The following is a 25,291-nucleotide window of genomic DNA, read 5'->3' as shown; positions in this document are numbered from 1 at the left end:
AGAAGAGCCACGTTAAGTGCATGTTCTGATGCAGGGTTGTGATTAGTAAAGTGATAAATATAGTTTGACCACTGTATTTAGTGGGTTTTGGAACAAAGAAGAGGTTAAAAATGCATGATTTTAGCCCCCTTTTTCAGCGAAAAATACTGATGCAGAAGGTGATTTTTCAGATATAGCTCTCAAAATGATGCAAAATCATTTTATTATAAAAGGAATTATAAAATAAAATAACTGTAGAAAAACATTTATTGCCGGAGAATTAAAGTGCGTTATTGCGCCCAGATTCTCCGGCTTTTTTGTTTTCAGAAAGGACACGATATGCTTGTAAAATACAAACGAAATAGAAAATTTGCCTGTTACGATTCTGAATGCCTTACGAGTACCGGAAAACCTGATCCGCCCCCTCGTCTTGTTGGTCCATTTAAAAGCTGTGGTGATTGCACTTATGCATCCCACGGCTTTATATGTTATAGCCGTGAAGGAGATTGCCTAAGAACCGATATGCAAAAAATCAATCAAAGGAGGAAAAGATTATGCGAGCAATGATTCAATGTATGCATGAAAACAATTATCAAAACCTTGCTTTTCCCAGTAAGGAAAAAGAACTGCAGATTTTATGCGACAGTCTTGGTGTCGCCAATACTACAAAAACAGAGATTAAAATCGGCAGCGTCCATAACAATGAAAGGTTGTCGACCCTGCTCTCTGATAAAACAGTAAATCTTGATGAGTTAAACTTCCTGATGAAGCGATTGGACAGCTTCGATCAAAAGGAGCTTGCAACCTTTTATGCAGCTGCTTATGCCGAAAAAGCTGAAACAATGACGGAGCTTATTAACCTCAGTTTTAATACCCATTGTTACAGCCTTGTAGCCGATTTTAGCGACTTAAATGCCGTAGGCAGGCAGATATACCTAACGGAGCAAATGGCAGTCAGCACAGAGGAATTAGAGAGCCTTGACGGACGAAAATACTTTGAAAGCATGATTGCAGAAAACCCTAATCCTGTGATAACACCATATGGAGTGGTGTATAGAAACAGCAATGAGATTGTACAGACCTATGACGGCAGAAACTTTCCCTATTACCAATATGAGAATACTCCTATTACACTGCTTCTGAGTGCTCAAAATCGTAGCGAATATCTTTATCTGCCTATGGAGCAGAGTGAGATGAACAAGGCTTTAGAGCGATTAGGCGCAAAGAGTCTTGAAGAAATCCACTGGCAGGTAGAAGAACACAATATCCCTGATAACCTTGCAGATATGGCAGTTAAAGATCAGTCAGACCTATATGCCCTCAACCAAATTGCCAAAATTTTTAAGGAGATGGGACAGCGTGAGGTTATATCTTTATCTGAACTTGCAGCCTTTGTAAAAATCACTAAAGCAGAGGAACTTAAAACGCTGGCAGGCTGTATGTATGAGTTTGAAAGTTTTCCCGATATCCACACTCCGGAGCAATACGGCAAATATATGATTTGCGAAAGCGGCCGCTTTGAATATGACGAAAATTTGGAGGACTACATCGACTTTAAATCCTATGGGCAGGACAAAATCAGCCGTGAAACCGGGGCATTTACTTCTAAAGGTTATCTACTTTACCACGGATATGACCTGGAAATGCAGGGAATTTTGAATAAAAATATCGGGCTTAAAATTAAAGAGCTGCACGAACCGCAGGAGCTTAAACTGTATATGCCTCTTAGGGCTGTTACCTATCAGGATGAAAATGACTATGGGGATCTTTATCAGGTAGATTATGAAATAGATGTGTATTCTGAAGAACTAAGTTCCTATGAAGATGAAATAAGAACTGCTATTATAAATCATCGTTTGGATGATGAAAAGCGTGGCATGATGGATTACTATGATGAGCCCGATACGGTGAATGCAAAAGTACAAAAGTATCTGTTTGATGTAGAAGTAATTGATGGAGAGCTGATGGGAGTTGCAGTTCTTACTCTTAATGCACCCTTAAATCAAGGAGAGCTTATAAAAATTAAGGAAGCTATCGAGGGTCAATGCTCTGACGGCTATGTCCCTAGAAATAATATGGGACCAAGAGTTATGGAAATGCTGTAAATGCACAAATTTATCATAAACTACCTCCCATATTATTTTCGTAAATAGATCTATTTCCTTTAAAATATAGCTAGGGCTTTTTAAAGCTACTAAATATTTTGGAGGTTTTTATGAAAAAGAAATTAGATGAATTAACTGGTGAAGTTCTAGGTGAACTTGAGGATTCAGGTTACAGTAAATTAACAAGGGACAATTTCAGATACTTCTGGAATGGCATGATTAAATATTTTGAAAGTCAAAATATTTATGAATTTAGTCCCGAGCTTGCAATGGAGTATCTTGAAATTAGAATCAGTAAAGAGGGCCTTAAGAAACGCAGTACAAATTTTATTAAAAGAGCGATTTTAATTTTAGATCATTATAACAAATACGGTGAAATCCCATTAAGATGCTATACCCCCTTAACAAAATTGACTAATCCTCAATATATTGAAATTTTAAATTCTTATGGTAAATATCTGCTAGAAGGAGAGTATTCTAGTCGTACTATTGAAGGATATCTAAGCAACATTGTAGGTTTTATGAGGTTTTTAGAAGATAATGAATACTTAGACATGGACATGTGGTCAGCAGAGATAATGTTTAAATACATTGAAACTCTAGCAGAATTTAAAAAAGCCACCATTAAACACAAGACAGGTTCAGTAAGACTATTTTTACGATACCTATATTTAGAGGGTTTTACAAATGAGGATTTATCAAAATATATTGGTAGTGTAAGAGGAACCTATCATCAAAAGTTACCATCTTTTTGGACAAAAAATGAAGTAGAACAATTATTAAATGCAATAGATCAAAATAATCCAAATGAAAAAAGAGATTATGCTATGATTTTACTTGTAGCTAGGCTTGGGCTCAGAAGTAGTGATGTCAAAAAATTGAAATTTGAAAATTTACACTGGAGGGAAAATCAAATAGTTATTATTCAATCAAAAACCGGCGAACCTCTTACACTACCCCTTTTAAGAGATGTGGGCTGGGCAATTATCGATTATGTTCAAAATGCCAGACCACAGGTAGATAACCCTTATTTGTTTTTAAGACATCTACCACCCTATACTGAACTTTCTGAAAGGAACCATCTTTTTAAGACCATAGAAAAGTATATGATAAGAGCAAAACTCCCTATAAGTGCAAAAAAAAGAAATGGTATGCATTCTCTTAGACATTCCCTGGCAACTACTCTTATGGAAGAAAGTATATCTTTAAGTGATATATCTGGGATATTAGGTCATGCTTCATTGGATTCTACATCAGTATATCTAAATGTAGATATCAACCGACTTAGAGATTGCTCTCTTGAAGTTAGTAATTTGGAGGTAGGTCAAGATGGCAAATTTTAATGACTTCACATTTATAAGTGGATTTGCAAGTGATATTGAGGCTTTTATCAAATTGAAACATGGGCTAGGTAATATATACTATAGTCCCTCAATAGTTTTAAAATCATTTGATAATTTCTGCTATGAGAACTTTAAAAACAAAGATATTTTATCTAAGGATATAGTAATGGCATGGTATAAGCTAGGTGTTGATAAACATCTAACTCCCAAAACCTTACGATTAAATATGACCCCTATAAGCCATCTGGCAAAATACCAGTGTGACAAGGGTGAAAAGGCCTATATATTTCCAACTAAAACTTTGCCTCCAGAGAAAGGATATACACCCCATATATACAGTAGAGAGGAACTTATTAGGTTCTTTAATGTTACAGATAATTGTCATATTACTCCCCAAAATCCAAACAGACATTTAATAATGCCAGTATTTTTCAGATTATTATATTCCTGTGGTCTTAGAGTTTCGGAAGCAACTAATTTATTAACTGATAATGTTGATTTAGAAAGTGGTATACTAAAGATTATGGATTCAAAAAATGATGGTGAAAGACTTGTTCCCCTGTCAAAGGATATTCATGAAAGAATTAAAAAATATTATGAATTAGTCCATTGCAACAAGCATCATAAATACTTTTTCCCCTCTAAAACAGATGATCCTATTAAATATATGAATATTTATGGTAACTTTCGTAGATTTTTAAGAAATGCAGAAATTTCCCATGGTGGTAAAAACCATCAAATACGAATCCATGATTTTAGGCATACTTTTGCTGTTCATTGCCTTAGAAATTGGGTACTGGAAGGAAGGGATCTAAATACTTGTTATCCTTATTTAAAGGCATATATGGGTCATACATTATTTAGGTACACAGCCTATTATCTAAAGATTACAGCTGAAATATATCCAATGATAGGGGAGACTTTAGAGAAGACTTATCCGGATATTATACCATCTTATGGAGGTGCAGAATATGAAGGCTTCTGATTTTTCTTACCATCTAACCAACTTTCTAACAACATATATGTCTGGCCAAAGAAATGCAAGTATCAATACTATCAAAAGTTATCGGGATGCATTTAAGTTATTCCTAATCTTTTGCAAAGAAGAAAAAAACATTGTACCTGAAAGATTAACACTTTCAAAAATATCACCAGAAGTCCTAAAAGAATATTATGACTGGCTTGAAAAATCTAGAGGCTGCAGTATTACTTCAAGAAACCATAGAAGGACAGCCATAAATTCATTTTTCGGGTATTTACAAATTGAAGTACCCGAGCATCTATTTTTATGCCAGAAGATACTTGCTATTCCACAAAAAAGGACCCCTAAAACAGTAGTTGGATATTTAACACCAGAAGAAATGAAATCCTTATTAGCACTTCCCAACCCTTCAATTCTATCTGAAAGAAAAGAACTTGTAATATTGACCGTATTATATGATACAGGAGCGAGGGTTAGTGAACTATGTAATCTTAAGATTAGAGATATTCGCCTTGAATCACCTTCAATTATCACTCTAACTGGAAAGGGAGAAAAAACAAGACATGTTCCAATAATGAAAAATACAGTTTTATTATTAAAACAATATCTATCAGACTTAGGATATGTGGATACAAAGAATGTAAATATACCCTTATTCATAAATTGCCATCATGCCCCATATACAAGAAAGGGGATTTCCTATATTATTAAAAAATATGAAAATCGTGCTATTGAATCTTCAATACATCTTTCAGATTTTAAAATTACCCCACATATTTTCAGGCATTCAAAGGCAATGCATTTATATCAGGCAGGAATTGATCTGATTTATATTAGAGATATATTAGGTCATGTTGATATTTCTACGACAGAGATTTATGCCAAAATTGATACAGAGCGAAAGCGAGACGCCCTTGAAAAAGCATATCCCGAAATTACTGCATCCACACTTTCAGATTGGAATGATGATAGTGATTTGATGGAAAAGTTATCAAAATTAGTTTAATTCTATTTTTAAATATGGGACGAAGTTTATGGAAGGTATGTGCATTTACAGCATTTCTATATCACTTTGTCCCATATTATTTCTAGAGACATAGCCATCTATATGTGACATGTCACATATTTCTAAATATGTACTCTCAGACATTCTTGTCTGCGGAGAATGCTCCCACCCTTATCGCAGGCAGACCTGGTCAAGGAATGGAAATCTTACTCCCGTGTGGCGATGTGAAAGCAGATTATTAAATGGAACAAAAAAATGCAAGCATTCCGCCACCTTGAAAGAAAAACCCCTACAGGAAGCAATTATGAAGGCTGTGGATAGTGTAGTTGAAAATCAAAGGGAGCTTGTAGGAGCATTCAGGGAGAATGTGATCCGGGTGATCGGTAACTACACAACAAAAAACATAAAAACAGAGTTTGATGAGGAAATTAACAAACTGCAAAAGCAGCTCCTTAACTTAATCGAAGAAAATGCAAAGCAAAGAGCCGTCAATGAAGATTTTGATGAGCAGTATAGAAAAATTGCAGAAGAAATACAATCCCTTAAGATGAAAAAATTAAAGCAGGCAAGGGAACAGAAGTTGGCCGATGATTATGAGCAAAGGGTGGATGGAATGGACTCTTGCCTTGGCAGGGTAAGCTGCAGGGTCGGAGAGTTTGATGAGGATTTAATCAGACGCTTGATACTTAGAATCAAGGTAATAAATGAATCCAAAATTGAAATTCACTTTAAATATGGCATCATTATGGAACAAGAGATTGAGTTTTATGAAGATTAATACGATGATGAAGGCCTTAATGGATGCTCCGGTGTGTAGAATTAGGCAGGGGTGGGGTTCCCACTCCTGCTGAAAACTACTAAGACTAAAATCCTCGGTCCGCTGAGGGTTTTACTGTTAGTAGTTTTTTCTTTACAAATAATACATCGAAAAATGGTATTTATTGTGTTATGATTAATATAGGGTAGTGTAAAAAGATATATTCACTAAAGACTTAGGAAAAGTAATTGTGGATATTAAGATTGAAATATGTAAACAAACTTATCCGTATAAAGAGAGGTTATAGGAGAGTGTTTTTATGTGGAAGGATAGTGAAACAGAGCTTGATTTTTTAGATTATGATTATTTAATTAATGTTTTAAAACATACCATTACTGATGATAATTTACTTCCTGCCAGTATAGGCGTCTATGGGGATTGGGGAAGTGGTAAATCAAGTCTTATGTATATGTGTAAGAAAAGACTTGAAGAGGAAGATGAAAAAATTAAATGCCTTGTGTTTAATGGATGGCTTTTTGAAAGCTATGACGATGCTAAGTCTGCAATTTTAGGTTCTATTTTAGATGAGATAGCAAAGCAAAAAAGAATGTCTTCAAAGGCAAAAAACATCTTAAAAGGTTTATATGATAGTGTTGATAAATTTAAACTTGTAAGAAAAGGGGTTAAAGTAGGGGCAGATTTACTGCTTACAGGTGGTTTAGGAACTCTTGCTGATATAACAATTAATTCTGTAGTAAAGCAGATATCAGATCAAGCAGATGATATTGATTTTGATGAAATTAAAGCAGCAATTAATGATGAATTAAATAACAAAGAATTGCGTGAGGATATTCGTAAGTTTCAACAGGAATTTGAAAAATTACTAGAGGCTACAAAAATTTCAAGGCTGGTTGTATTCATTGATGAATTAGATAGGTGCAATCCTAATACGATTTTGGATACTTTGGAAGCTATGAAACTATTTATGTTTCATGGGAAAGTAGCCTTTGTCATTGGGGCAGATGAACGTCACATTTCTTATGCCGTAAATAGTAAGTATAAAGAAATTGAAGGCAGTCAGATTAGTATTGGTAAAGAATATCTTGAAAAACTAATTCAATATCCGATCAGAATACCAAAATTGAATGAAGATGAAGTCGAAATTTATATTGCATGTTTACTTTTCCAAGAAGAGCTACCAAATGAAATATTTAATACCATAATAGAAAAAATTAATAATGACAGACTTGAAGATTTTACACAGTTTTCTCTAAAAAAAGTTATTGATGGAGTTGTTGAAGAAGAGGAATTAAAATTAAAAGCTACAGAAGGTATGATTGTTGCAAAACAGCTTGCGAGTGTATTGTCCAAGGGATTAAGTGGAAACCCACGACAATGCAAAAGATTTTTGAATTCCCTCGATATGCGTATTAAGATGGCTAAATATAAGCACAAAACCCTGGATCGTAAAGTGTTGGCAAAAATCATGATGTTAGAATACATAAAGCCAAGCTTATTTAAGTCTATTGCTGAATTGTCCGCTGCTGGCATTCTATCTAAAGAGTTATCTATATTTGAAGAAGAAAAGTCAGAAGAGTTAGAAGCTCTTAAAATTTGGAAGGATGATGTTTGGGTACAAAACTGGTGTAAAATAGAACCTAAATTAGCTAATGAAGATTTAACATTATATTTTTATTTTACCAGAACATCACTTGATGAAAAAGTAAAATATATGAGTTCAAAATTGTCTCCGACAGCACAAGATATCTTTGATAAGTTAATTTCTAAGTCTGACTTACAATTGAAGAATGCTATTAGTAAAGCCAATACGATTGGTGACAGTGAGGCGGCGAAAATTTTGGAAGCAGTATTTAATTCTATAATTGCAGACACCAGTATAGATAAAGTTAAATTTGATGCCTTTATTGCTTGGGGAGGTTCAAGAGAAAGCTTGTATGCAGAAACATTTGCACATCTTAAATCGCTTAAAGGAAGTCAGATTACGATGGGATTTGCACCAATGCTTGTTGCTTTTGCCCAAAAGTCCCATAAAGTTTTAGAAATGAAAGAGATTGCAGATGCTTGGATTATAGACAACGACAGGTTAAAGGCTGTGTTTAAAGAATTAAAATAAGGGGGGAAGTGTATGGGAACTTCAAGTATATATCATGGTAAAAATGATAGAAATCCATTGTTGCCAGATGACTACGATGGAGAACAGAAAAGTGATATTATTCAAAATGCTCCAGTGAAATGGAAGACTGTAAAATCGGATATGTCAAAGTTTATTAATAGTGGCGGTCATAGGGGTTCCGCAAGCCATATTGCAAAACAGTATATTAAGGCATCTGGTGGTTCCCATAGGATGGCAGCTCAATCAACTTCTGGCATTCGTACGGGTAGTGGATTAGGGACATTCTTCAATGGTATCCGAACCGATGGATTTGCTACAACATTTAGAAATCTGGGAATAGAATTCTCAGGCAGAAGTGTAGAAGATATATTTTCTCAGTTAATAAATGTACTTGCTCCGGCTTCTAATACAAAAGAAGATATTGTTGCAAAAGAAGCTGCAGAAGAAGCGTTGTCAAAAGTATATGATTATGTTGAGAATAATAAGATGGATTTAGAATGCTTAGATAAGATGCCACTCAATTTAATGAATGAGGCTCTATACGAATATGTTGGAGCATATATATGGGCATTGATGATGAAAGATTTGGGAAGTAGATTTGAAAAATATATAGATGATTCTAAGCAAACTCAATCTCTGGAAAAAGAATTCAAAGGGTATATATTTAGTACTGTGAGAGTTGAGTTTGGGAAAAAAGGGGATATTATAAATCAGGATGTTCGCGCATCCATTACAGAACTTTATGGTAAATGCCTTGAAGTATTGGAGGGTACATTATGATTATAAATTTTAGAACAGATAATGACGATGAATTTATCCCGGAAAATCAAGATGTTATGATAAACTTTGCAAATGACAGTAGTTTCTCCTTTACCTTCTGGAACAATAAAAATAAAATGCCGCAGTGGTATGGATTGGAATCTATTGATTTGCTATATATCTCTTTAGCAGTCTTTGCAGCTGATCGAATAGTATTGCGTAGTAATTCGATAGATGGCTGGAGCAGAAAGATGGAACTATATATCCCCGTATTGGAATTTGAAAAATGGGAGTTAAATTGTGGATTACTCGAAAAAATGATTAGTTTTTTAAGTGGTGATTACTGGACATTTCATTTTAGAAAGAGAGAACTTACAGCAAGAGAGATTAACCATAAAGAAAGAATGGAAAAGTCTAAAAAAATAGCAAAGAATTATGATCGAGTTTGTATGTTTTCAGGTGGTTTGGATTCTTTTGTAGGAGCGGTTGATCTTTTGGAAAATAGTCATGGTAATAATCTATTCATTAGCCATTATGGTGGTGGAAAAGGAACAAAAGAATACCAAGACATATTAAAAGAAAGAATCATTAAAAAATATGGTATAGAAACACGGGATTTTCATAAATATTATGCAAAAGTAGTAAATGGAGTGGAGGATACAACAAGAACACGCTCGTTTATGTTCTTTGCACATGCTATTACTGTTGCCTCTTCTTTAGGAAAACCGATAGATTTGTTAATTCCCGAAAATGGTTTGATATCATTGAATATTCCGCTCACATTTTCAAGATTTGGCACCAGCAGTACGAGAACTACGCATCCATATTATTTAAAGCTTTTTCAAAAACTATTAAATAATTTAGGAATTTTTATAACATTAAAGAATCCATATCAATTCCATACAAAAGGTGAGATGTTATTAAATTGCATGAATCAAGACTTTTTACAAAACAACTTAGATAACACAATGTCATGCTCACATCCAGATAACGGCAGAATGTTAAAAGAAACTCAGGCAAGGCATTGTGGCTATTGCTTGCCGTGTGTAATCAGACAGGCAGCAATCAAAAAGTCAGGTTTTCATGACGAAAGTTCTTATCGAGATAATAGATTTGTTAGTGGTGAAACTGCAAAAATGAATTTAAACTCATATAGAATGGGAATTGAGAAATTCAATCCTAAGTATGCATTTATGACTATTCAGAAATCTGGAGCTATTACGGAAAATATCGACCAATTCACACAGCTATACATTAGGGGAATGAAAGAGATCATGGAATATTTGGAGGACATAGAATGATTTCCTTTTCCATGGATGCACATATGCATTTTGACTTATATAGAGATAGAAAGGCTGTAGCGGATTATATTGAATGCATGAGATCATATACAATAGCTGTTACTAACCTACCAGTCCTATTTGAAAAGTATTATCCAGACTATCAACAGTATAAGTATATGAAGCTGGCGCTCGGATTTCACCCAGAGCTTGCTTGTGAATATCAGGATCAGTTATCCATTTTTATCAAAAATGTTGATAAAACAAGATATATAGGGGAAATAGGATTGGATTTTTCAACACCTGATTTGAATAACAGAAAAAGTCAGGTAAAAATATTTTCAGATATTATTCAGATTTGTAGCGAGCATAAAAATAAAATTCTTAGCATTCATTCAAGAAAAGCGCAGAAAGAAGTAATGGATGTCTTGAAAGGCTTTCAAGGGGCTGTTATTTTACATTGGTATTCCGGATCAATTGGAGAACTAAAGAATGCACTTGAAAGAGGCTATTATTTTTCTATAAACCAACAAATGGTTCGTAGCAGTTCTGGCAAGAGGATAATTGATACTATTCCAGTAGATAAAATACTGATAGAGAGTGATGCTCCATTTACGTATGGTTTAAAAGATAGATATGATTTATTTTTTGTAGATGAAATATATTCTTATCTAGCTAAAACAAGAAATCTGTCATTAGAAGATATTTCTAAAGTTATAAAAAATAATTTTAACAGAATTCTTAAATAGTAATACTATAAGGCGTGCCCCATATGATGATAAGCCCAGAAAGGTATTGTGAAGAGTATTTGAAAGAAAATCTTTAAGGCGTACGTAGTTTTAGACGAGATACAATGGGAAATTGGAATTGAGTATGATAACGGACACAATAGGGTCCATTTTGATAGGGATAATTCTTACCCATATAATTTCAATGATTTTAAGGCAATGTTCGATATCGAGGAAAATTGTAAGAATGCAAAATAAGAAATCAATCTGGATTTGAGGTGGGAATATGAGTAAAAAGGAATCTGATGGAAAGTTGTACAGGGTCTATAAAAAACAAGATAGTCATATTAATACAAAAGTGAACGAGGATGGGAGGAAGGCTGCTATCCAGTTTGGTGAAAATAACAATTTGAACGGTCCCGTTGATATTGAAGAGGTTGATATAGATGAAATTATATTAAGCCGAACATCAAGAGAAATGGATCCATATGTACAGATTATTTTAGACGAGGTAGTTGCCCCAACTATACGATATTGGTTAGAATTAGGGTCTGATAAACTATTATGTTACATTTCTGATAAGGGAATACCATCAGCAAAACATACAATTAAGAAATTTGTAGAAAACAATAAGGTTTATTTTGAAGGCATAAAAGATGGACTTGTTGGTAAAGAAATTAAAGCAATCACAATATTACAGAAAGCAGAAGAGAATAAATCAATTACATCAGTTGAAGTGGAAAAGGTTAAAAATCAAAATTTTGATAAAGAGTTTCATAGCCAAGAAGAGATACAGCAAGTTATAGCTATTTTGCAAAAGAGTGTTCTTGTCACAGCAACTTGCATAAGAATACTAACTAATGCCATAGTTTTCGACGATGGAACAGAACCAGACAAGCTTGAGGTATTGAAGAAACAGTTGGAGGAATTAGGCACAAAAGAGGTCATGAACCAGATTAGTCTTATGCTTGAAGAAAAGAACAGAAACCTTTTGGATGAGGGCTCATATCAAGTTCTGTCGGCTTTCAGTCAAGGAAACCTTATTGTTAGCGGAAAAACAGTTCCAATTACTAAATATATTAATTAAAATAAGAAATAGAAGAAAAGACTATACTAATGCAAATTTCAACTGATAAAGAAAAATGCTAAGCAGGACGAAGGAATCAATTCTTGTTAAAAACTGCTAAGACTAAAACCTTCAGTGCTCTGAGGGTTTTATTGTTGGCAGCTTTTATCTTTGTTAAATCAAGCATCAAAAACAAGAGTTGCCATGTTGCAATTAGCACAACTATTCTGTAAAAAACAAGTGTTGAGCGCCGGAATTATTGAAAATATACCCTGACGCCAAGGGGGTACCAGGCCCGATGGTCATCAGAATCACAGCAACAAGGCACGTTGAGAGTATAATTCTGATGACGTATTGTGGTTCAGGGGGAAAAAGTAGGGGTTGACCACAACATATAGTGGTTTAAGGACGGTTTTGGAGCAAAAAAAGAGCGGAAAAACACTGTTTTTTGTCCCCTGTTTTTGGGGGATTTATAGATGACATAGGGTAAAAAGAGTGCTGACATTATAAAGGTGGAAAAATTGATGGCTCAGAAAGATGGAGAAAAAATCCTCTGGGATGATAAGAATTCTATATAATCTAATGTAGTGGTAGTTGTTTTGAAACAGCTACCACTATAGTTTTTTAATAGTTTGAAATTTTATTTCAAACTATTATAGAACCTACAATAATTGTGTTTTTTAAAAAAGTTTGTATTTAAATCACCCTTTTATGGTACTAAAGTCGTAATAGATGGTTTTGAGATATTTCAAATAATATAAAAAACACTTGAATAAATGCTCATATAACTATTGACACATGAGAAAAAAGATAATATAATAAATACACAACGTATGAATACCTGCTCAAGCATTCAGATGAAATGATTTAAAAAGAGGTGATAATATGACTGAAAAATTTAATTCAATTGAAAGATGTGACTGCAATGTAATTCATGAGGATATTGTAAATCAAGTTAGAGATAAAATGCCTCAAGAAGAAATCCTTTATGATCTAGCAGAATTATTTAAAGTATTTGGAGATTCAACACGAATCAGGATATTATGGGCTTTACATGAAGCTGAAATGTGTGTTTGTGATATCGCTGTATTACTTAACATGACACAATCAGCAATTTCCCATCAGCTGAGAGTTTTAAAGCAAGCTAATTTAGTGAAAAACAGAAAAGAAGGCAAAGTAGTATATTATTCCTTAGTTGATGATCATGTAAGAGAAATATTTGATCAAGGTCTAATTCATATCAACGAAAAGTAGCAATACGGTAGAATAGAATGTTTTTTGAAGATTAGTATTCATATTAGATGAGCAATGCTTCAAGTAAATTTAAAAGACTTGTAGTATGCAAAATAAAATTATAAATGATATTTAGGAGGACTTAAAATGAAAAAGAGATTTAAACTTGAAGGTTTAGAGTGTGGAAATTGTGCAGCAAAAATGGAGAGGGCTATTAATGAGCTTGATGGTGTGAAGGAAGCCACTGTAAACTTTATGACGCAAAAACTTGTTATTGAAGGCGAAGATGAAAAAATGCCTACAATTATACAAGAAGCAGAAAAAATAGTTAAAGATATTGAATCACATGTTATCATGAAAAAGGCCTAAAGGAGTTGAGGTAGCATGAAAAAACGTTTATGGAGAATAATTATTGCTGCATTAGTATTTATTGTAGCACTGCTAATTAATAATATTGAATGGTTGCAGATTGCTATGTTTGTAATCAGTTATATTATTGCAGGTGGAGATATTGTAAAAAGAGCTGTTACAAATATTCTTAGAGGTAAAGTTTTTGATGAGAATTTTTTAATGAGCGTCGCCACAATTGGAGCATTTTTAATAGGTGAGTATCCAGAAGGTATTGCAGTTATGCTGTTTTATCAAGTTGGAGAGCTATTCCAAAGTTACGCAGTTGATAAGTCAAGAAGGTCAATTGCAGATGCTATGGACATACGACCAGATTATGCAAATGTTAAAAGGGGCGATGAAGTTATAAAAATTGACCCTGATGAAGTAAAAATTGGTGATATTATTGTAATAAAACCAGGGGAGAGAGTTCCGCTTGATGGTAAGGTAATTGAGGGAAATTCAATGGTTGATACATCAGCACTTACAGGTGAGTCTGTTCCACGTGAGGTAGAAGTGGGACATGAAATTTTAAGTGGATGCATTAATATTAATGGAGTTATTACTGCAGAAGTTACTAAAGAATATGGAGAATCTACTGTAAGTAAGATTCTTGATTTAGTTGAAAATGCAAGTAGTAAAAAATCCCAATCAGAACAATTCATTACGAAATTTGCAAGATACTATACTCCAATTGTTGTAATTCTTGCAGTTTTCATTGCTATTATTCCACCCCTTGTTATAGAGGGAGCAACCTTTAGCGACTGGATATACAGAGCATTAGCATTCTTAGTAGTTTCTTGTCCATGTGCTCTTGTAGTCTCTATTCCTTTAAGTTTCTTCGGTGGAATAGGTGGAGCATCTAGAAAGGGTATTTTAGTCAAAGGTAGTAATTATTTAGAGGCATTAGCAGAAACTGAAATTATTGTTTTTGATAAAACTGGAACATTAACGAAAGGTGTATTTAATGTACAGGAGGTTCATCCAAAAGGAGTTTCTAGAGAAGAGTTATTAGAGTTAACTGCATACGCTGAAAGTTACTCAAACCATCCAATTTCCAGTTCCTTAAAACAAGCCTATGGTAAGGAAATTGACAATGGACGTATTTCAGATGTAGAAGAGATATCAGGGCATGGAGTTATTGCAACAGTGGATGGAAAAAAGGTTATGGCAGGCAATATTAAACTCATGAAAAAGGAGAACATTGCATACTTCGAAGGAGAGTTGATTGGAACTGTCGTACATGTTGCAGTTGATAACCAATATGCTGGTTACATTGTTATTGCTGATGAAGTAAAGCCAGATTCAGCACAGGCAATAACGGAACTTAAGGCAGCAAATATTAAACAAACTGTTATGTTGACAGGTGATAATAAAAATGTTGGTTTAAAAGTTGCAAAAGAACTTGGTCTTGATAAAGTTTACGCAGAACTATTGCCAGCAGACAAAGTTGAGAAACTAGAAGAATTATTTTCGCAAAAATCTAAAAAGGGTAAACTTGCTTTCGTTGGTGACGGAATCAATGATGCACCTGTATTAGCCCGTGCAGATATCGGAATAGCAATGGGTGGTTTAGGTTCTGACGCTGCCATTGAAGCTGCTGATATTGTAATTATGACCGATGAACCATCAAAAATAGCTACCGCAATTAAAATTTCTAAAAAAACACTAAAAATTGCATCTCAAAACACAGTATTTGCAATTGGAATAAAAATAATTGTTCTTATTTTGAGTGCTTTTGGAATAACTACTATGTGGGCAGCTATATTTGCAGATGTAGGTGTAACTATCATTGCAGTATTAAATGCTTTTAGAGCCTTGAATGTTAAAAATCTATAATGGTTATATAACTGAACTATAAAAAAAATCAATTTAACAGCATATTTATCGGGTATAATCAGCTACAAACATATATTTTATCCTGATATTACTTTTCAACAGTTTTACAGTGCGATAATTAGGAATTAAAAATAAATCATGGATGGAATGAAAACAATGGGAAAAGAAATTTTGAATAAATCTTATCGTGGAAATACAAAGAAATCTTCTTGTAAGATTGAAAAAAATAATTTGTGCTCTATATGTGAGAAACAAGGTATTCCTGTAAAAAGCATTACAGTAAAGCACATGATACTTGACGATCTAACGGAACAAGTTGACGACAATGATTATTTTTTATGTATGAGTGAGGAATGTGATATTGCTTACTATAACACAGAATCTAAAATTAAATTTAATAAACAGCAAGTAAAAGTACCCATATGGTTTAAAAATGATGCAAATCCTAAATATGCATGTTATTGTAGTGAGGTTACAGAAGAAGAAGTAATAAATGCGGTAGTAAAACATGGAGTTATCAATATGAAAGAGGTTTTAGAGATTACTGGAGCAATGAGTAACTCACAATGTCAAAAGAAAAATCCGCTAGGGAAATGCTGTCACCAAATAATCCAAGATGCGATAGATAAAGGATTAATTATGAAATGATTATTGTTTTGAGTGCTGTGATAGTGAAAAAATAGGCTATAATATTCCATTAGCATAAAATGAGCATATATTTTATACTAACAATTACATGAAAAAACTTCAATAGCACTGAGATGAAAAACTCTTGGTGCTTTTGTTTTATATAAATCCAAAATCAAATAAAGAACTCAAAGAGGCGAAGTCTTCGGTCAACTTATGATCGATAGATTTCGCCTCTTTTTTATTTCAAAAACTAAAAGAAAGGACTGAGAACAATGTCAAGATATTTTATGTATGGTACATCACTGGGAGGGATAGAGCAGTTGATGATGCTGGCACCTAATTTTCCTCAAAGAAGAAGTGGAATAGTCATTAATAATCATTTTAATTGTGAAGGAGGTATTAAGATTTGTAATGGTTGTGTAGAAAAGATTAAAACCAGAGGTAACCTTAATGATTGTTTTTGTTTCAAAGAAAAACTAAGGACAGACGAAATTGTATATACGGATCTGATAAGAAATTGCTTTGGAAGAATAAAAAACTATGCCTTAAAAGAAAGATTGAAATTACTTAGTAATAGATTTACTGGTCAACTATTTTTAAATCATAACCACAAGAAAAGATTTTATCATTTAATTCAGAAACAAGATATTGATATAGAGGATGGATCGCCAAGCTACCTTGCAGTAATATTTCTTCTTACTGCTGATGAAGTATTATGGAACATCTCGGAGAATGCAGTCTGCTTAAATGGATTTGATTTTTCAAACATACATCTTAGACAAATCAGTACAGAAGTCTATGCCCTTTACCAAACAGCAAAAACTATATGGTCAGGAAAAGAATATATAAGAATCAGTGAGATAGCAGATAGAGAACTTATTGATGATACTGCATTTAAAATAATTATCAATGCATCATTAATTGCAAAGTATGGTGCAAATGTATTTTCAATTAAAAAATAGAATGGAGGAGAGATATGCTAATTAGATTAAAAGGAACCGACAGGAAAGAGGAATCAATAATGTTTAATTTTCCTTATGAGGAAAGTGAAATATCCAAGGTATATAATCAACTGGAGCTTGAAACTTCAACTGCTCCCAACTGTTATATTGAAGAAGTAGTCTATGATTCAGATATGAATGAAGTTTTAAAAGGTAAAGAGTGCAATATCGATGAATTAAATTTCTTATTTAAGAGGATGGATAGTTTCGATACAAAGGAAAGAAAAGTGTTTTTTGCTTCAGCCTTTGCAGAAAATCCTAAAACAATAGCAGAATTAATCAATCTAAGTTTTAATACTCATTGCTATAGCCTTGTAAGTGATTTTAATAATCTGGAAACTGTAGGAAAAGATTTATACCTATCAGAAAAGCAAGCAGTAGCTACTAGAGAATTAGAAGAGCTTGATGGTGGATCCTTTGCAATGGAGGTAATAAAAAACAATTCTAATTCTAGAATTACTCCTTATGGAGTTTTATATAAAAATAGTAATGAACCAGAGCAAATATATAATGGCAAGCAGTTTCCCCCATACCATTGGAAAGAAACTGTAGCAACAATACATCTGACCGCAAAAGGTGCGAATGAATTTATCTACCTTCCTTGTTCTGATGTTGAAATTGAAAAGGCACTGATGAGATTAGATACTCCTTACTTACATGATTGTGAAGTTACAATTGATAGTCATAACTTTTCAGATAGGATAATAAATATTATTTCTGCTGATGCAACACCATTAACTAAGATAGATACCTTAAATAAATTAGCAGAATATTATAAGGAAATAGGCAACCATGATATAGAATATTTTGAAAAACTTATGGACTATGTTAGACCTCGAACTGTTGATGAAATCTTTGAACTAGCAGATTCTATGTATGAATTTGAACTATTTGATGGTATCCATAGTGTAGAAAGCTATGGAAGATATATGATTTGTGACTCGGGACATTTTGAATATGATTCAAATCTTGAAGAATACATTAACTTTAAAAGATATGGACAGGAGAAAATGGCAAATGAATTTGGAGCGTTTTCAGTGAAAGGATATATCACTTACTATGGATATAATCAAAAACTTGCCAATTTATTATTTGAAAGTCTTGGAATGGTATTTCCTAAACAAGAAGAATTGAAAACCTTAAAACTGTATATGCCTCTTAGGATAACAACTTATGATATAGAAAATGAATATGGTTATAAAGAATACGCAAATGAACCACAGGAAATTTCAAATGCTGAAGTAGTTGAATATCTAGATGTAATCCTAAAGGCAATAGAAAAAAACAATCTTCCAGAAGAAGAACAAAGAGGTCTGATGAGATATTATGATGACCATGACAGTGTGAATGCAAAAGTATCAAAGTATGTGTTTTCCGTTGAACTCGTAGAGGGAGAATTAATGGGGGTGGCTATTCTTACTTTAAATGATGAATTGACTCCAAAGGAGCTTGAAAAGATCAAAGATAATATAACTGGACAGGCATCAGATGGCTATGTCTCTAGAAATAATATGGGACAAAGTGATATAGAAATGCTGTAAATGCACATACCTTCCATAAACTTCGTCCCATATTTAAAAATAGAATTAAACTAATTTTGATAACTTTTCCATCAAATCACTATCATCATTCCAATCTGAAAGTGTGGATGCAGTAATTTCGGGATATGCTTTTTCAAGGGCGTCTCGCTTTCGCTCTGTATCAATTTTGGCATAAATCTCTGTCGTAGAAATATCAACATGACCTAATATATCTCTAATATAAATCAGATCAATTCCTGCCTGATATAAATGCATTGCCTTTGAATGCCTGAAAATATGTGGGGTAATTTTAAAATCTGAAAGATGTATTGAAGATTCAATAGCACGATTTTCATATTTTTTAATAATATAGGAAATCCCCTTTCTTGTATATGGGGCATGATGGCAATTTATGAATAAGGGTATATTTACATTCTTTGTATCCACATATCCTAAGTCTGATAGATATTGTTTTAATAATAAAACTGTATTTTTCATTATTGGAACATGTCTTGTTTTTTCTCCCTTTCCAGTTAGAGTGATAATTGAAGGTGATTCAAGGCGAATATCTCTAATCTTAAGATTACATAGTTCACTAACCCTCGCTCCTGTATCATATAATACGGTCAATATTACAAGTTCTTTTCTTTCAGATAGAATTGAAGGGTTGGGAAGTGCTAATAAGGATTTCATTTCTTCTGGTGTTAAATATCCAACTACTGTTTTAGGGGTCCTTTTTTGTGGAATAGCAAGTATCTTCTGGCATAAAAATAGATGCTCGGGTACTTCAATTTGTAAATACCCGAAAAATGAATTTATGGCTGTCCTTCTATGGTTTCTTGAAGTAATACTGCAGCCTCTAGATTTTTCAAGCCAGTCATAATATTCTTTTAGGACTTCTGGTGATATTTTTGAAAGTGTTAATCTTTCAGGTACAATGTTTTTTTCTTCTTTGCAAAAGATTAGGAATAACTTAAATGCATCCCGATAACTTTTGATAGTATTGATGCTAGTGTAAAATAACTATAGGAAAAAATAAAGAGAATAGAACTCCATATGGTATGATTAATCTACGACAAAAAACCAATACATATGGAGGGGTCTATTCTCATGAACATTATACAACAATCCGTGGAATTAATCACCAAGAGTTATTACAACAATTTAGAGAAAGCCTTAACTGGAGATATCGACCTTGGAGCCTTGGTGTTATCAACAGAAGAAACAGTAATGGAGATAGGCAGGAACATAGTAAAGGAAGTACTGGAAACACTGGACAAAGAAATAAGAGAAAGTGAAGCAAGAAAGAAAGACTGGTATATAGAGCGTATAAAAGAAGAGCGAACACTAAACACACTGCTTGGAGAAATCTCCTATCAAAGGACCTACTATACTCATAAAGAGACAGGAGAGTACTCATTTTTAAGCGACAATCAGTTGGGAATTCGTCCACATGAGAGGATGGATAAAAGCCTAAAGGCAAGACTGGTAAAGAACGCAACAACAATGTCATATCAGAAGTCAATAGATCAGCTATCCCGCAGTGGTGTAAGATCGAGGATGAGTGTATTAAATGCAATTCGTGAAATGGAAACAGTACCAAATGAAGCAGTAGAGATCAAAAAGAAGGAAACGCCAGAGATAATATACATAGAAGCGGATGAAGATCATATATCGATGCAAAAAGGACCATCATCAATATCAAGAATAGCATACGTACACGAAGGCAGAGAACAGGTCAGTAAAGGAAGGCATAGGTTAAAAAACACCCGATATTTTACAGATACCAGCTCAAATCATGAAGACATGTGGCTAGATATAGCAACATATCTAGAGAATACATATGAGATGGAGAAAGTAAAAAAGATCTATCTGTCAGGCGATGGGGCATCCTGGATAAAATCAGGGTCAGCTTGGATAAATGGTTCCAAATACGTATTAGACAAATTTCATTTATCAAAAGCAATCAAGAAAGCAACATCAGACAAACCAGTTATGTCAGAGCCACTATGGAACTACATAAATCAAGGAATGAAGAAAGATACAAGTAATTTAATGGATATAATAGCACAAGCAGCAGAGACAGAGCAAAAGAGGAAAGAAGTAGAAGAAATCAAGCGATACATATTGAATAATTGGGCAGGCATACAGAGGCAGAAAGAAAAGGAGTACATAGGATGCAGTGCAGAAGGGCATGTAAGCCACATACTGTCTAGCAGGATGAGTTCAAGACCAATGGGATGGTCAAAGCAAGGTATGCGTCAAATGAGCAGTATGCTGGTATTTAATAGCAATGGTGGGGACTTCTCCGAATATATAAAAAAGAAAAATGATAGAGAACTTAAAGACACTAGGATTATGAAGCTAGATAAAAGAGTAGTAAAGAAAGCAGTAAACTCAATTGGAGGCACGATCCAAAACATAAGCTTACTTCCATTGGGTAAGAAGTCAGGGACATCAGTAATATTAAAAAGCCTAAGGGGAATAATATAGTGAATCAAATACCTATGGGTATGTACTTTATTTTTTTCCTACAGTAAGTTGACACTATCAGTATTGATACTTGCATTTCTTTGGCCAGACATATATGTTGTTAGAAAGTTGGTTAGATGGTAAGAAAAATCAGAAGCCTTCATATTCTGCACCTCCATAAGATGGTATAATATCCGGATAAGTCTTCTCTAAAGTCTCCCCTATCATTGGATATATTTCAGCTGTAATCTTTAGATAATAGGCTGTGTACCTAAATAATGTATGACCCATATATGCCTTTAAATAAGGATAACAAGTATTTAGATCCCTTCCTTCCAGTACCCAATTTCTAAGGCAATGAACAGCAAAAGTATGCCTAAAATCATGGATTCGTATTTGATGGTTTTTACCACCATGGGAAATTTCTGCATTTCTTAAAAATCTACGAAAGTTACCATAAATATTCATATATTTAATAGGATCATCTGTTTTAGAGGGGAAAAAGTATTTATGATGCTTGTTGCAATGGACTAATTCATAATATTTTTTAATTCTTTCATGAATATCCTTTGACAGGGGAACAAGTCTTTCACCATCATTTTTTGAATCCATAATCTTTAGTATACCACTTTCTAAATCAACATTATCAGTTAATAAATTAGTTGCTTCCGAAACTCTAAGACCACAGGAATATAATAATCTGAAAAATACTGGCATTATTAAATGTCTGTTTGGATTTTGGGGAGTAATATGACAATTATCTGTAACATTAAAGAACCTAATAAGTTCCTCTCTACTGTATATATGGGGTGTATATCCTTTCTCTGGAGGCAAAGTTTTAGTTGGAAATATATAGGCCTTTTCACCCTTGTCACACTGGTATTTTGCCAGATGGCTTATAGGGGTCATATTTAATCGTAAGGTTTTGGGAGTTAGATGTTTATCAACACCTAGCTTATACCATGCCATTACTATATCCTTAGATAAAATATCTTTGTTTTTAAAGTTCTCATAGCAGAAATTATCAAATGATTTTAAAACTATTGAGGGACTATAGTATATATTACCTAGCCCATGTTTCAATTTGATAAAAGCCTCAATATCACTTGCAAATCCACTTATAAATGTGAAGTCATTAAAATTTGCCATCTTGACCTACCTCCAAATTACTAACTTCAAGAGAGCAATCTCTAAGTCGGTTGATATCTACATTTAGATATACTGATGTAGAATCCAATGAAGCATGACCTAATATCCCAGATATATCACTTAAAGATATACTTTCTTCCATAAGAGTAGTTGCCAGGGAATGTCTAAGAGAATGCATACCATTTCTTTTTTTTGCACTTATAGGGAGTTTTGCTCTTATCATATACTTTTCTATGGTCTTAAAAAGATGGTTCCTTTCAGAAAGTTCAGTATAGGGTGGTAGATGTCTTAAAAACAAATAAGGGTTATCTACCTGTGGTCTGGCATTTTGAACATAATCGATAATTGCCCAGCCCACATCTCTTAAAAGGGGTAGTGTAAGAGGTTCGCCGGTTTTTGATTGAATAATAACTATTTGATTTTCCCTCCAGTGTAAATTTTCAAATTTCAATTTTTTGACATCACTACTTCTGAGCCCAAGCCTAGCTACAAGTAAAATCATAGCATAATCTCTTTTTTCATTTGGATTATTTTGATCTATTGCATTTAATAATTGTTCTACTTCATTTTTTGTCCAAAAAGATGGTAACTTTTGATGATAGGTTCCTCTTACACTACCAATATATTTTGATAAATCCTCATTTGTAAAACCCTCTAAATATAGGTATCGTAAAAATAGTCTTACTGAACCTGTCTTGTGTTTAATGGTGGCTTTTTTAAATTCTGCTAGAGTTTCAATGTATTTAAACATTATCTCTGCTGACCACATGTCCATGTCTAAGTATTCATTATCTTCTAAAAACCTCATAAAACCTACAATGTTGCTTAGATATCCTTCAATAGTACGACTAGAATACTCTCCTTCTAGCAGATATTTACCATAAGAATTTAAAATTTCAATATATTGAGGATTAGTCAATTTTGTTAAGGGGGTATAGCATCTTAATGGGATTTCACCGTATTTGTTATAATGATCTAAAATTAAAATCGCTCTTTTAATAAAATTTGTACTGCGTTTCTTAAGGCCCTCTTTACTGATTCTAATTTCAAGATACTCCATTGCAAGCTCGGGACTAAATTCATAAATATTTTGACTTTCAAAATATTTAATCATGCCATTCCAGAAGTATCTGAAATTGTCCCTTGTTAATTTACTGTAACCTGAATCCTCAAGTTCACCTAGAACTTCACCAGTTAATTCATCTAATTTCTTTTTCATAAAAACCTCCAAAATATTTAGTAGCTTTAAAAAGCCCTAGCTATATTTTAAAGGAAATAGATCTATTTACGAAAATAGGCTCTGTAAACTAAATATGAAAGATTAGCACAATGTTTTCATAGAATAGCTCGAAATTGCTTCGGATTTCGCCAGGAAGATGGTAAAGGATCATCCTAGTCCTGGTCAAGGGTAAAATGAACACGCTTACGCGCGCCCTTGACCATTCCAAGGCCGCTCCTTTAAGAGACAATTAGGCGAAATCACATATGAATCAAGCTATGAGAAAATACTTTTTCTTCTGCTTCTTAGTTAATTTTAGTCCAGCAACCTGAGCAGGTGTAAGTCCATCAAGGGATGAATGTGGTCTTACAAAGTTGTAGAAGAAGACAAACATGCTGATCAGATTATTGGCAGAGTCAAAAGATTTAAATCCTTGCTTAGTCTTGTACCAAGCCTTGAACTGATGATGAAAAGACTCAATAAGATTGTTGGAGATATCATCCTTAAAGCTTTCAACTCTAATATGTTTAACATAAGACCCAAGCACAGACTTAGCAGGTACCTTGTAAGCGCTGTAACGGTCACTGACAATGGAAGAAACCTTGCCTAGATGCTTAACAGCATTAAAAATAGTAAAGGCTTGAGCAGAGTCTCTATGAGGTGAAAGGTGAAATCCAAGAACAAATCGAGTTTCAGAATCAACAACAAACCAAATGTAGTACTTTTTACCAGAGATTTTAACCACAGTCTCATCAGCGTGCCATTCATCAGAATCAAAATTCATCATAGGAATAAGCTCCAAAGCAAGATTATTAAACATAGGAGCGAACTTCTTAGACCAATCGCTGATAGTAGTATGAGAAACTGAGATATTGTGCATTATACGAAGAATCAAAGAGATATTCCTGAAAGAATTCTTACCAAGGTAAAACATGGAAAGAGCCGAAATAATGATGTGAACAGGATATCTCATACGCTTAAAGTCGTTTTTACCAGCAAAAGTAGAAGCCGAAGAAGGTAAGATAGCAGCGGGTTTAACGACAAAGAAAGAGTGGTTGCATTTTTTATCACAGCACCTGAAATTGGAATAATGCTCGTGATCATGGTGAAGGAAAGTAGCCTTAGAGCACAAGGGACAGCTCGGATACTTACGAGAGGATCTCGAAGCAGGGTTATCAGGTGCAAATTGATGGTTACAATTACGGCAGAGATATTTTTGAAAGCCGAGAATATCTTTACCGTAACGATAGAAGGAATGATTATTGTTGCACTTTGGACAACTGATTGATACAATTTTTTGCATGAGGACTTCATCCTTTCTGGGAGGTATTTGTTTTCGGCAAAAAACATTGTACCACAGAGAGTTTGGGGTCCTCAATTTTCATTTAAGTTTACAAATCGCGAAAATAATATGGGAGGTAGTTTATGATAAATTTGTGCATTTACAGCATTTCCATAACTCTTGGTCCCATATTATTTCTAGGGACATAGCCATCAATATGTGACATGTCACATATCCATCAATATGTGACATGTCACATATCTCCAAATATGCACTAACAGAAATCTTAGTATGTGCCGAATGTGGACATCCATATCGTAGACAGACATGGTCAAAATACGGGCAGAAAAGTGCAGTATGGAGATGTGAAAATAGGCTAAAGAATGGAACAAAGGCATCTTGCAAGCACTCACCTACCTT

Annotated in this window: 21 protein-coding genes and 2 pseudogenes; 19 read left to right on the top strand and 4 right to left on the bottom strand. The window is 33.7% G+C overall.

The features are described 5' to 3' along the window. Positions 1 to 533 precede the first annotated feature (533 nt). The 17 genes and pseudogenes from AC4PHB_RS05705 (at position 534) to AC4PHB_RS05625 (ending at position 18,770) form a co-directional block, all read left to right on the top strand. Entirely contained in the window at positions 534 to 2,084 is a 1,551-nt protein-coding gene (locus tag AC4PHB_RS05705) for an antirestriction protein ArdA (RefSeq protein WP_492137651.1), read from the top strand. Between the two features lie 110 nt (positions 2,085 to 2,194). Beyond that, a complete protein-coding gene (locus tag AC4PHB_RS05700; RefSeq protein WP_202708543.1) occupies positions 2,195 to 3,427 on the top strand; it encodes a site-specific integrase in 1,233 nt (410 codons plus the stop codon). After that, positions 3,414 to 4,412, top strand: coding sequence for a tyrosine-type recombinase/integrase (locus AC4PHB_RS05695; RefSeq protein WP_202708544.1), 999 nt, complete (start codon positions 3,414 to 3,416; stop codon positions 4,410 to 4,412). The genes AC4PHB_RS05700 and AC4PHB_RS05695 overlap by 14 nt, the downstream gene beginning before the upstream one ends. Next, positions 4,399 to 5,415 (top strand): tyrosine-type recombinase/integrase, encoded by a 1,017-nt coding sequence (locus tag AC4PHB_RS05690; RefSeq protein WP_492137650.1) that lies wholly within the window; start codon positions 4,399 to 4,401, stop codon positions 5,413 to 5,415. The genes AC4PHB_RS05695 and AC4PHB_RS05690 overlap by 14 nt, the downstream gene beginning before the upstream one ends. A 109-nt stretch (positions 5,416 to 5,524) precedes the next feature. Beyond that, positions 5,525 to 5,671, top strand: a pseudogene (locus AC4PHB_RS05685) (recombinase zinc ribbon domain-containing protein); the annotation flags it as partial. Between the two features lie 48 nt (positions 5,672 to 5,719). After that, positions 5,720 to 6,193: a hypothetical protein gene (locus AC4PHB_RS05680; RefSeq protein WP_492137783.1), complete on the top strand. Its 474-nt coding sequence runs from the start codon at positions 5,720 to 5,722 to the stop codon at positions 6,191 to 6,193. A 298-nt stretch (positions 6,194 to 6,491) separates the two neighbouring features. Then, on the top strand, positions 6,492 to 8,306 hold the full coding sequence (locus tag AC4PHB_RS05675) for a KAP family P-loop NTPase fold protein (RefSeq protein WP_492137649.1): 1,815 nt from the start codon (positions 6,492 to 6,494) through the stop codon (positions 8,304 to 8,306). 12 nt (positions 8,307 to 8,318) lie between these two features. Continuing rightward, positions 8,319 to 9,086, top strand: a complete 768-nt coding sequence (locus AC4PHB_RS05670) for a Qat anti-phage system associated protein QatB (protein WP_492137648.1) — start codon at positions 8,319 to 8,321, stop codon at positions 9,084 to 9,086. Continuing rightward, positions 9,083 to 10,366, top strand: coding sequence for a Qat anti-phage system QueC-like protein QatC (qatC, locus tag AC4PHB_RS05665; protein WP_492137647.1), 1,284 nt, complete (start codon positions 9,083 to 9,085; stop codon positions 10,364 to 10,366). The genes AC4PHB_RS05670 and qatC overlap by 4 nt, the downstream gene beginning before the upstream one ends. Next, on the top strand, positions 10,363 to 11,094 hold the full coding sequence (qatD, locus tag AC4PHB_RS05660; protein ID WP_492137646.1) for a Qat anti-phage system TatD family nuclease QatD: 732 nt from the start codon (positions 10,363 to 10,365) through the stop codon (positions 11,092 to 11,094). Before qatC ends, qatD begins: the two co-directional genes overlap by 4 nt. A 265-nt stretch (positions 11,095 to 11,359) precedes the next feature. Continuing rightward, the gene (locus AC4PHB_RS05655) at positions 11,360 to 12,160 is read left to right on the top strand and encodes a hypothetical protein (protein ID WP_492137645.1); all 801 of its coding nucleotides are present in this window, start codon (positions 11,360 to 11,362) and stop codon (positions 12,158 to 12,160) included. An 864-nt stretch (positions 12,161 to 13,024) separates the two neighbouring features. Further along, on the top strand, positions 13,025 to 13,393 hold the full coding sequence (locus tag AC4PHB_RS05650) for an ArsR/SmtB family transcription factor (RefSeq protein WP_003762650.1): 369 nt from the start codon (positions 13,025 to 13,027) through the stop codon (positions 13,391 to 13,393). A gap of 126 nt (positions 13,394 to 13,519) precedes the next feature. Continuing rightward, a complete protein-coding gene (locus AC4PHB_RS05645) occupies positions 13,520 to 13,741 on the top strand; it encodes a cation transporter (RefSeq protein ID WP_079590628.1) in 222 nt (73 codons plus the stop codon). A 15-nt stretch (positions 13,742 to 13,756) separates the two neighbouring features. Further along, positions 13,757 to 15,598: a heavy metal translocating P-type ATPase gene (locus AC4PHB_RS05640; RefSeq protein ID WP_492137644.1), complete on the top strand. Its 1,842-nt coding sequence runs from the start codon at positions 13,757 to 13,759 to the stop codon at positions 15,596 to 15,598. Positions 15,599 to 15,754: 156 nt separating this feature from the next. After that, positions 15,755 to 16,246 (top strand): Csac_0668 family 2Fe-2S cluster-binding (seleno)protein, encoded by a 492-nt coding sequence (locus AC4PHB_RS05635; protein WP_492137747.1) that lies wholly within the window; start codon positions 15,755 to 15,757, stop codon positions 16,244 to 16,246. A gap of 254 nt (positions 16,247 to 16,500) precedes the next feature. Next, a complete protein-coding gene (locus AC4PHB_RS05630; protein ID WP_492137643.1) occupies positions 16,501 to 17,190 on the top strand; it encodes a hypothetical protein in 690 nt (229 codons plus the stop codon). Positions 17,191 to 17,204: 14 nt separating this feature from the next. Next, positions 17,205 to 18,770 carry an antirestriction protein ArdA gene (locus AC4PHB_RS05625; protein ID WP_492137642.1) on the top strand — a complete coding sequence of 522 codons (1,566 nt, stop codon included), beginning with the start codon at positions 17,205 to 17,207 and terminating at the stop codon, positions 18,768 to 18,770. A gap of 45 nt (positions 18,771 to 18,815) precedes the next feature. On the opposite strand, the gene AC4PHB_RS05620 is transcribed toward AC4PHB_RS05625, so the two are convergent. Next, positions 18,816 to 19,442 (bottom strand): tyrosine-type recombinase/integrase, encoded by a 627-nt coding sequence (locus AC4PHB_RS05620; RefSeq protein WP_492137641.1) that lies wholly within the window; start codon positions 19,440 to 19,442, stop codon positions 18,816 to 18,818. Positions 19,443 to 19,880: 438 nt separating this feature from the next. Here AC4PHB_RS05620 and AC4PHB_RS05615 point away from each other — a divergent pair, with 438 nt between their 5' ends. Then, the gene (locus AC4PHB_RS05615) at positions 19,881 to 21,242 is read left to right on the top strand and encodes an ISLre2 family transposase (RefSeq protein ID WP_492137640.1); all 1,362 of its coding nucleotides are present in this window, start codon (positions 19,881 to 19,883) and stop codon (positions 21,240 to 21,242) included. Between the two features lie 129 nt (positions 21,243 to 21,371). Here AC4PHB_RS05615 and AC4PHB_RS05610 read toward each other — a convergent pair whose 3' ends face one another. From AC4PHB_RS05610 to AC4PHB_RS05600, 3 genes are all read right to left on the bottom strand, one after another. After that, positions 21,372 to 22,370: a tyrosine-type recombinase/integrase gene (locus tag AC4PHB_RS05610; RefSeq protein WP_202708544.1), complete on the bottom strand. Its 999-nt coding sequence runs from the start codon at positions 22,368 to 22,370 to the stop codon at positions 21,372 to 21,374. Then, entirely contained in the window at positions 22,357 to 23,589 is a 1,233-nt protein-coding gene (locus tag AC4PHB_RS05605) for a site-specific integrase (protein ID WP_202708543.1), read from the bottom strand. The genes AC4PHB_RS05610 and AC4PHB_RS05605 overlap by 14 nt, the downstream gene beginning before the upstream one ends. A gap of 271 nt (positions 23,590 to 23,860) precedes the next feature. Beyond that, positions 23,861 to 24,892, bottom strand: a complete 1,032-nt coding sequence (locus AC4PHB_RS05600; RefSeq protein WP_492137639.1) for an IS6 family transposase — start codon at positions 24,890 to 24,892, stop codon at positions 23,861 to 23,863. A 229-nt stretch (positions 24,893 to 25,121) separates the two neighbouring features. Between AC4PHB_RS05600 and AC4PHB_RS05595 the strand changes: the two are divergent. Beyond that, positions 25,122 to 25,274: pseudogene (locus AC4PHB_RS05595) on the top strand (recombinase zinc ribbon domain-containing protein); the annotation flags it as partial. Between the last annotated feature and the right edge of the window lie 17 nt (positions 25,275 to 25,291).

This window comes from Gudongella sp. QWL-04, from assembly GCF_058683975.1.
The sequence above is the reverse complement of the archived record's forward strand: the minus strand, read 5'-3'. Positions and strand labels throughout refer to the sequence as shown.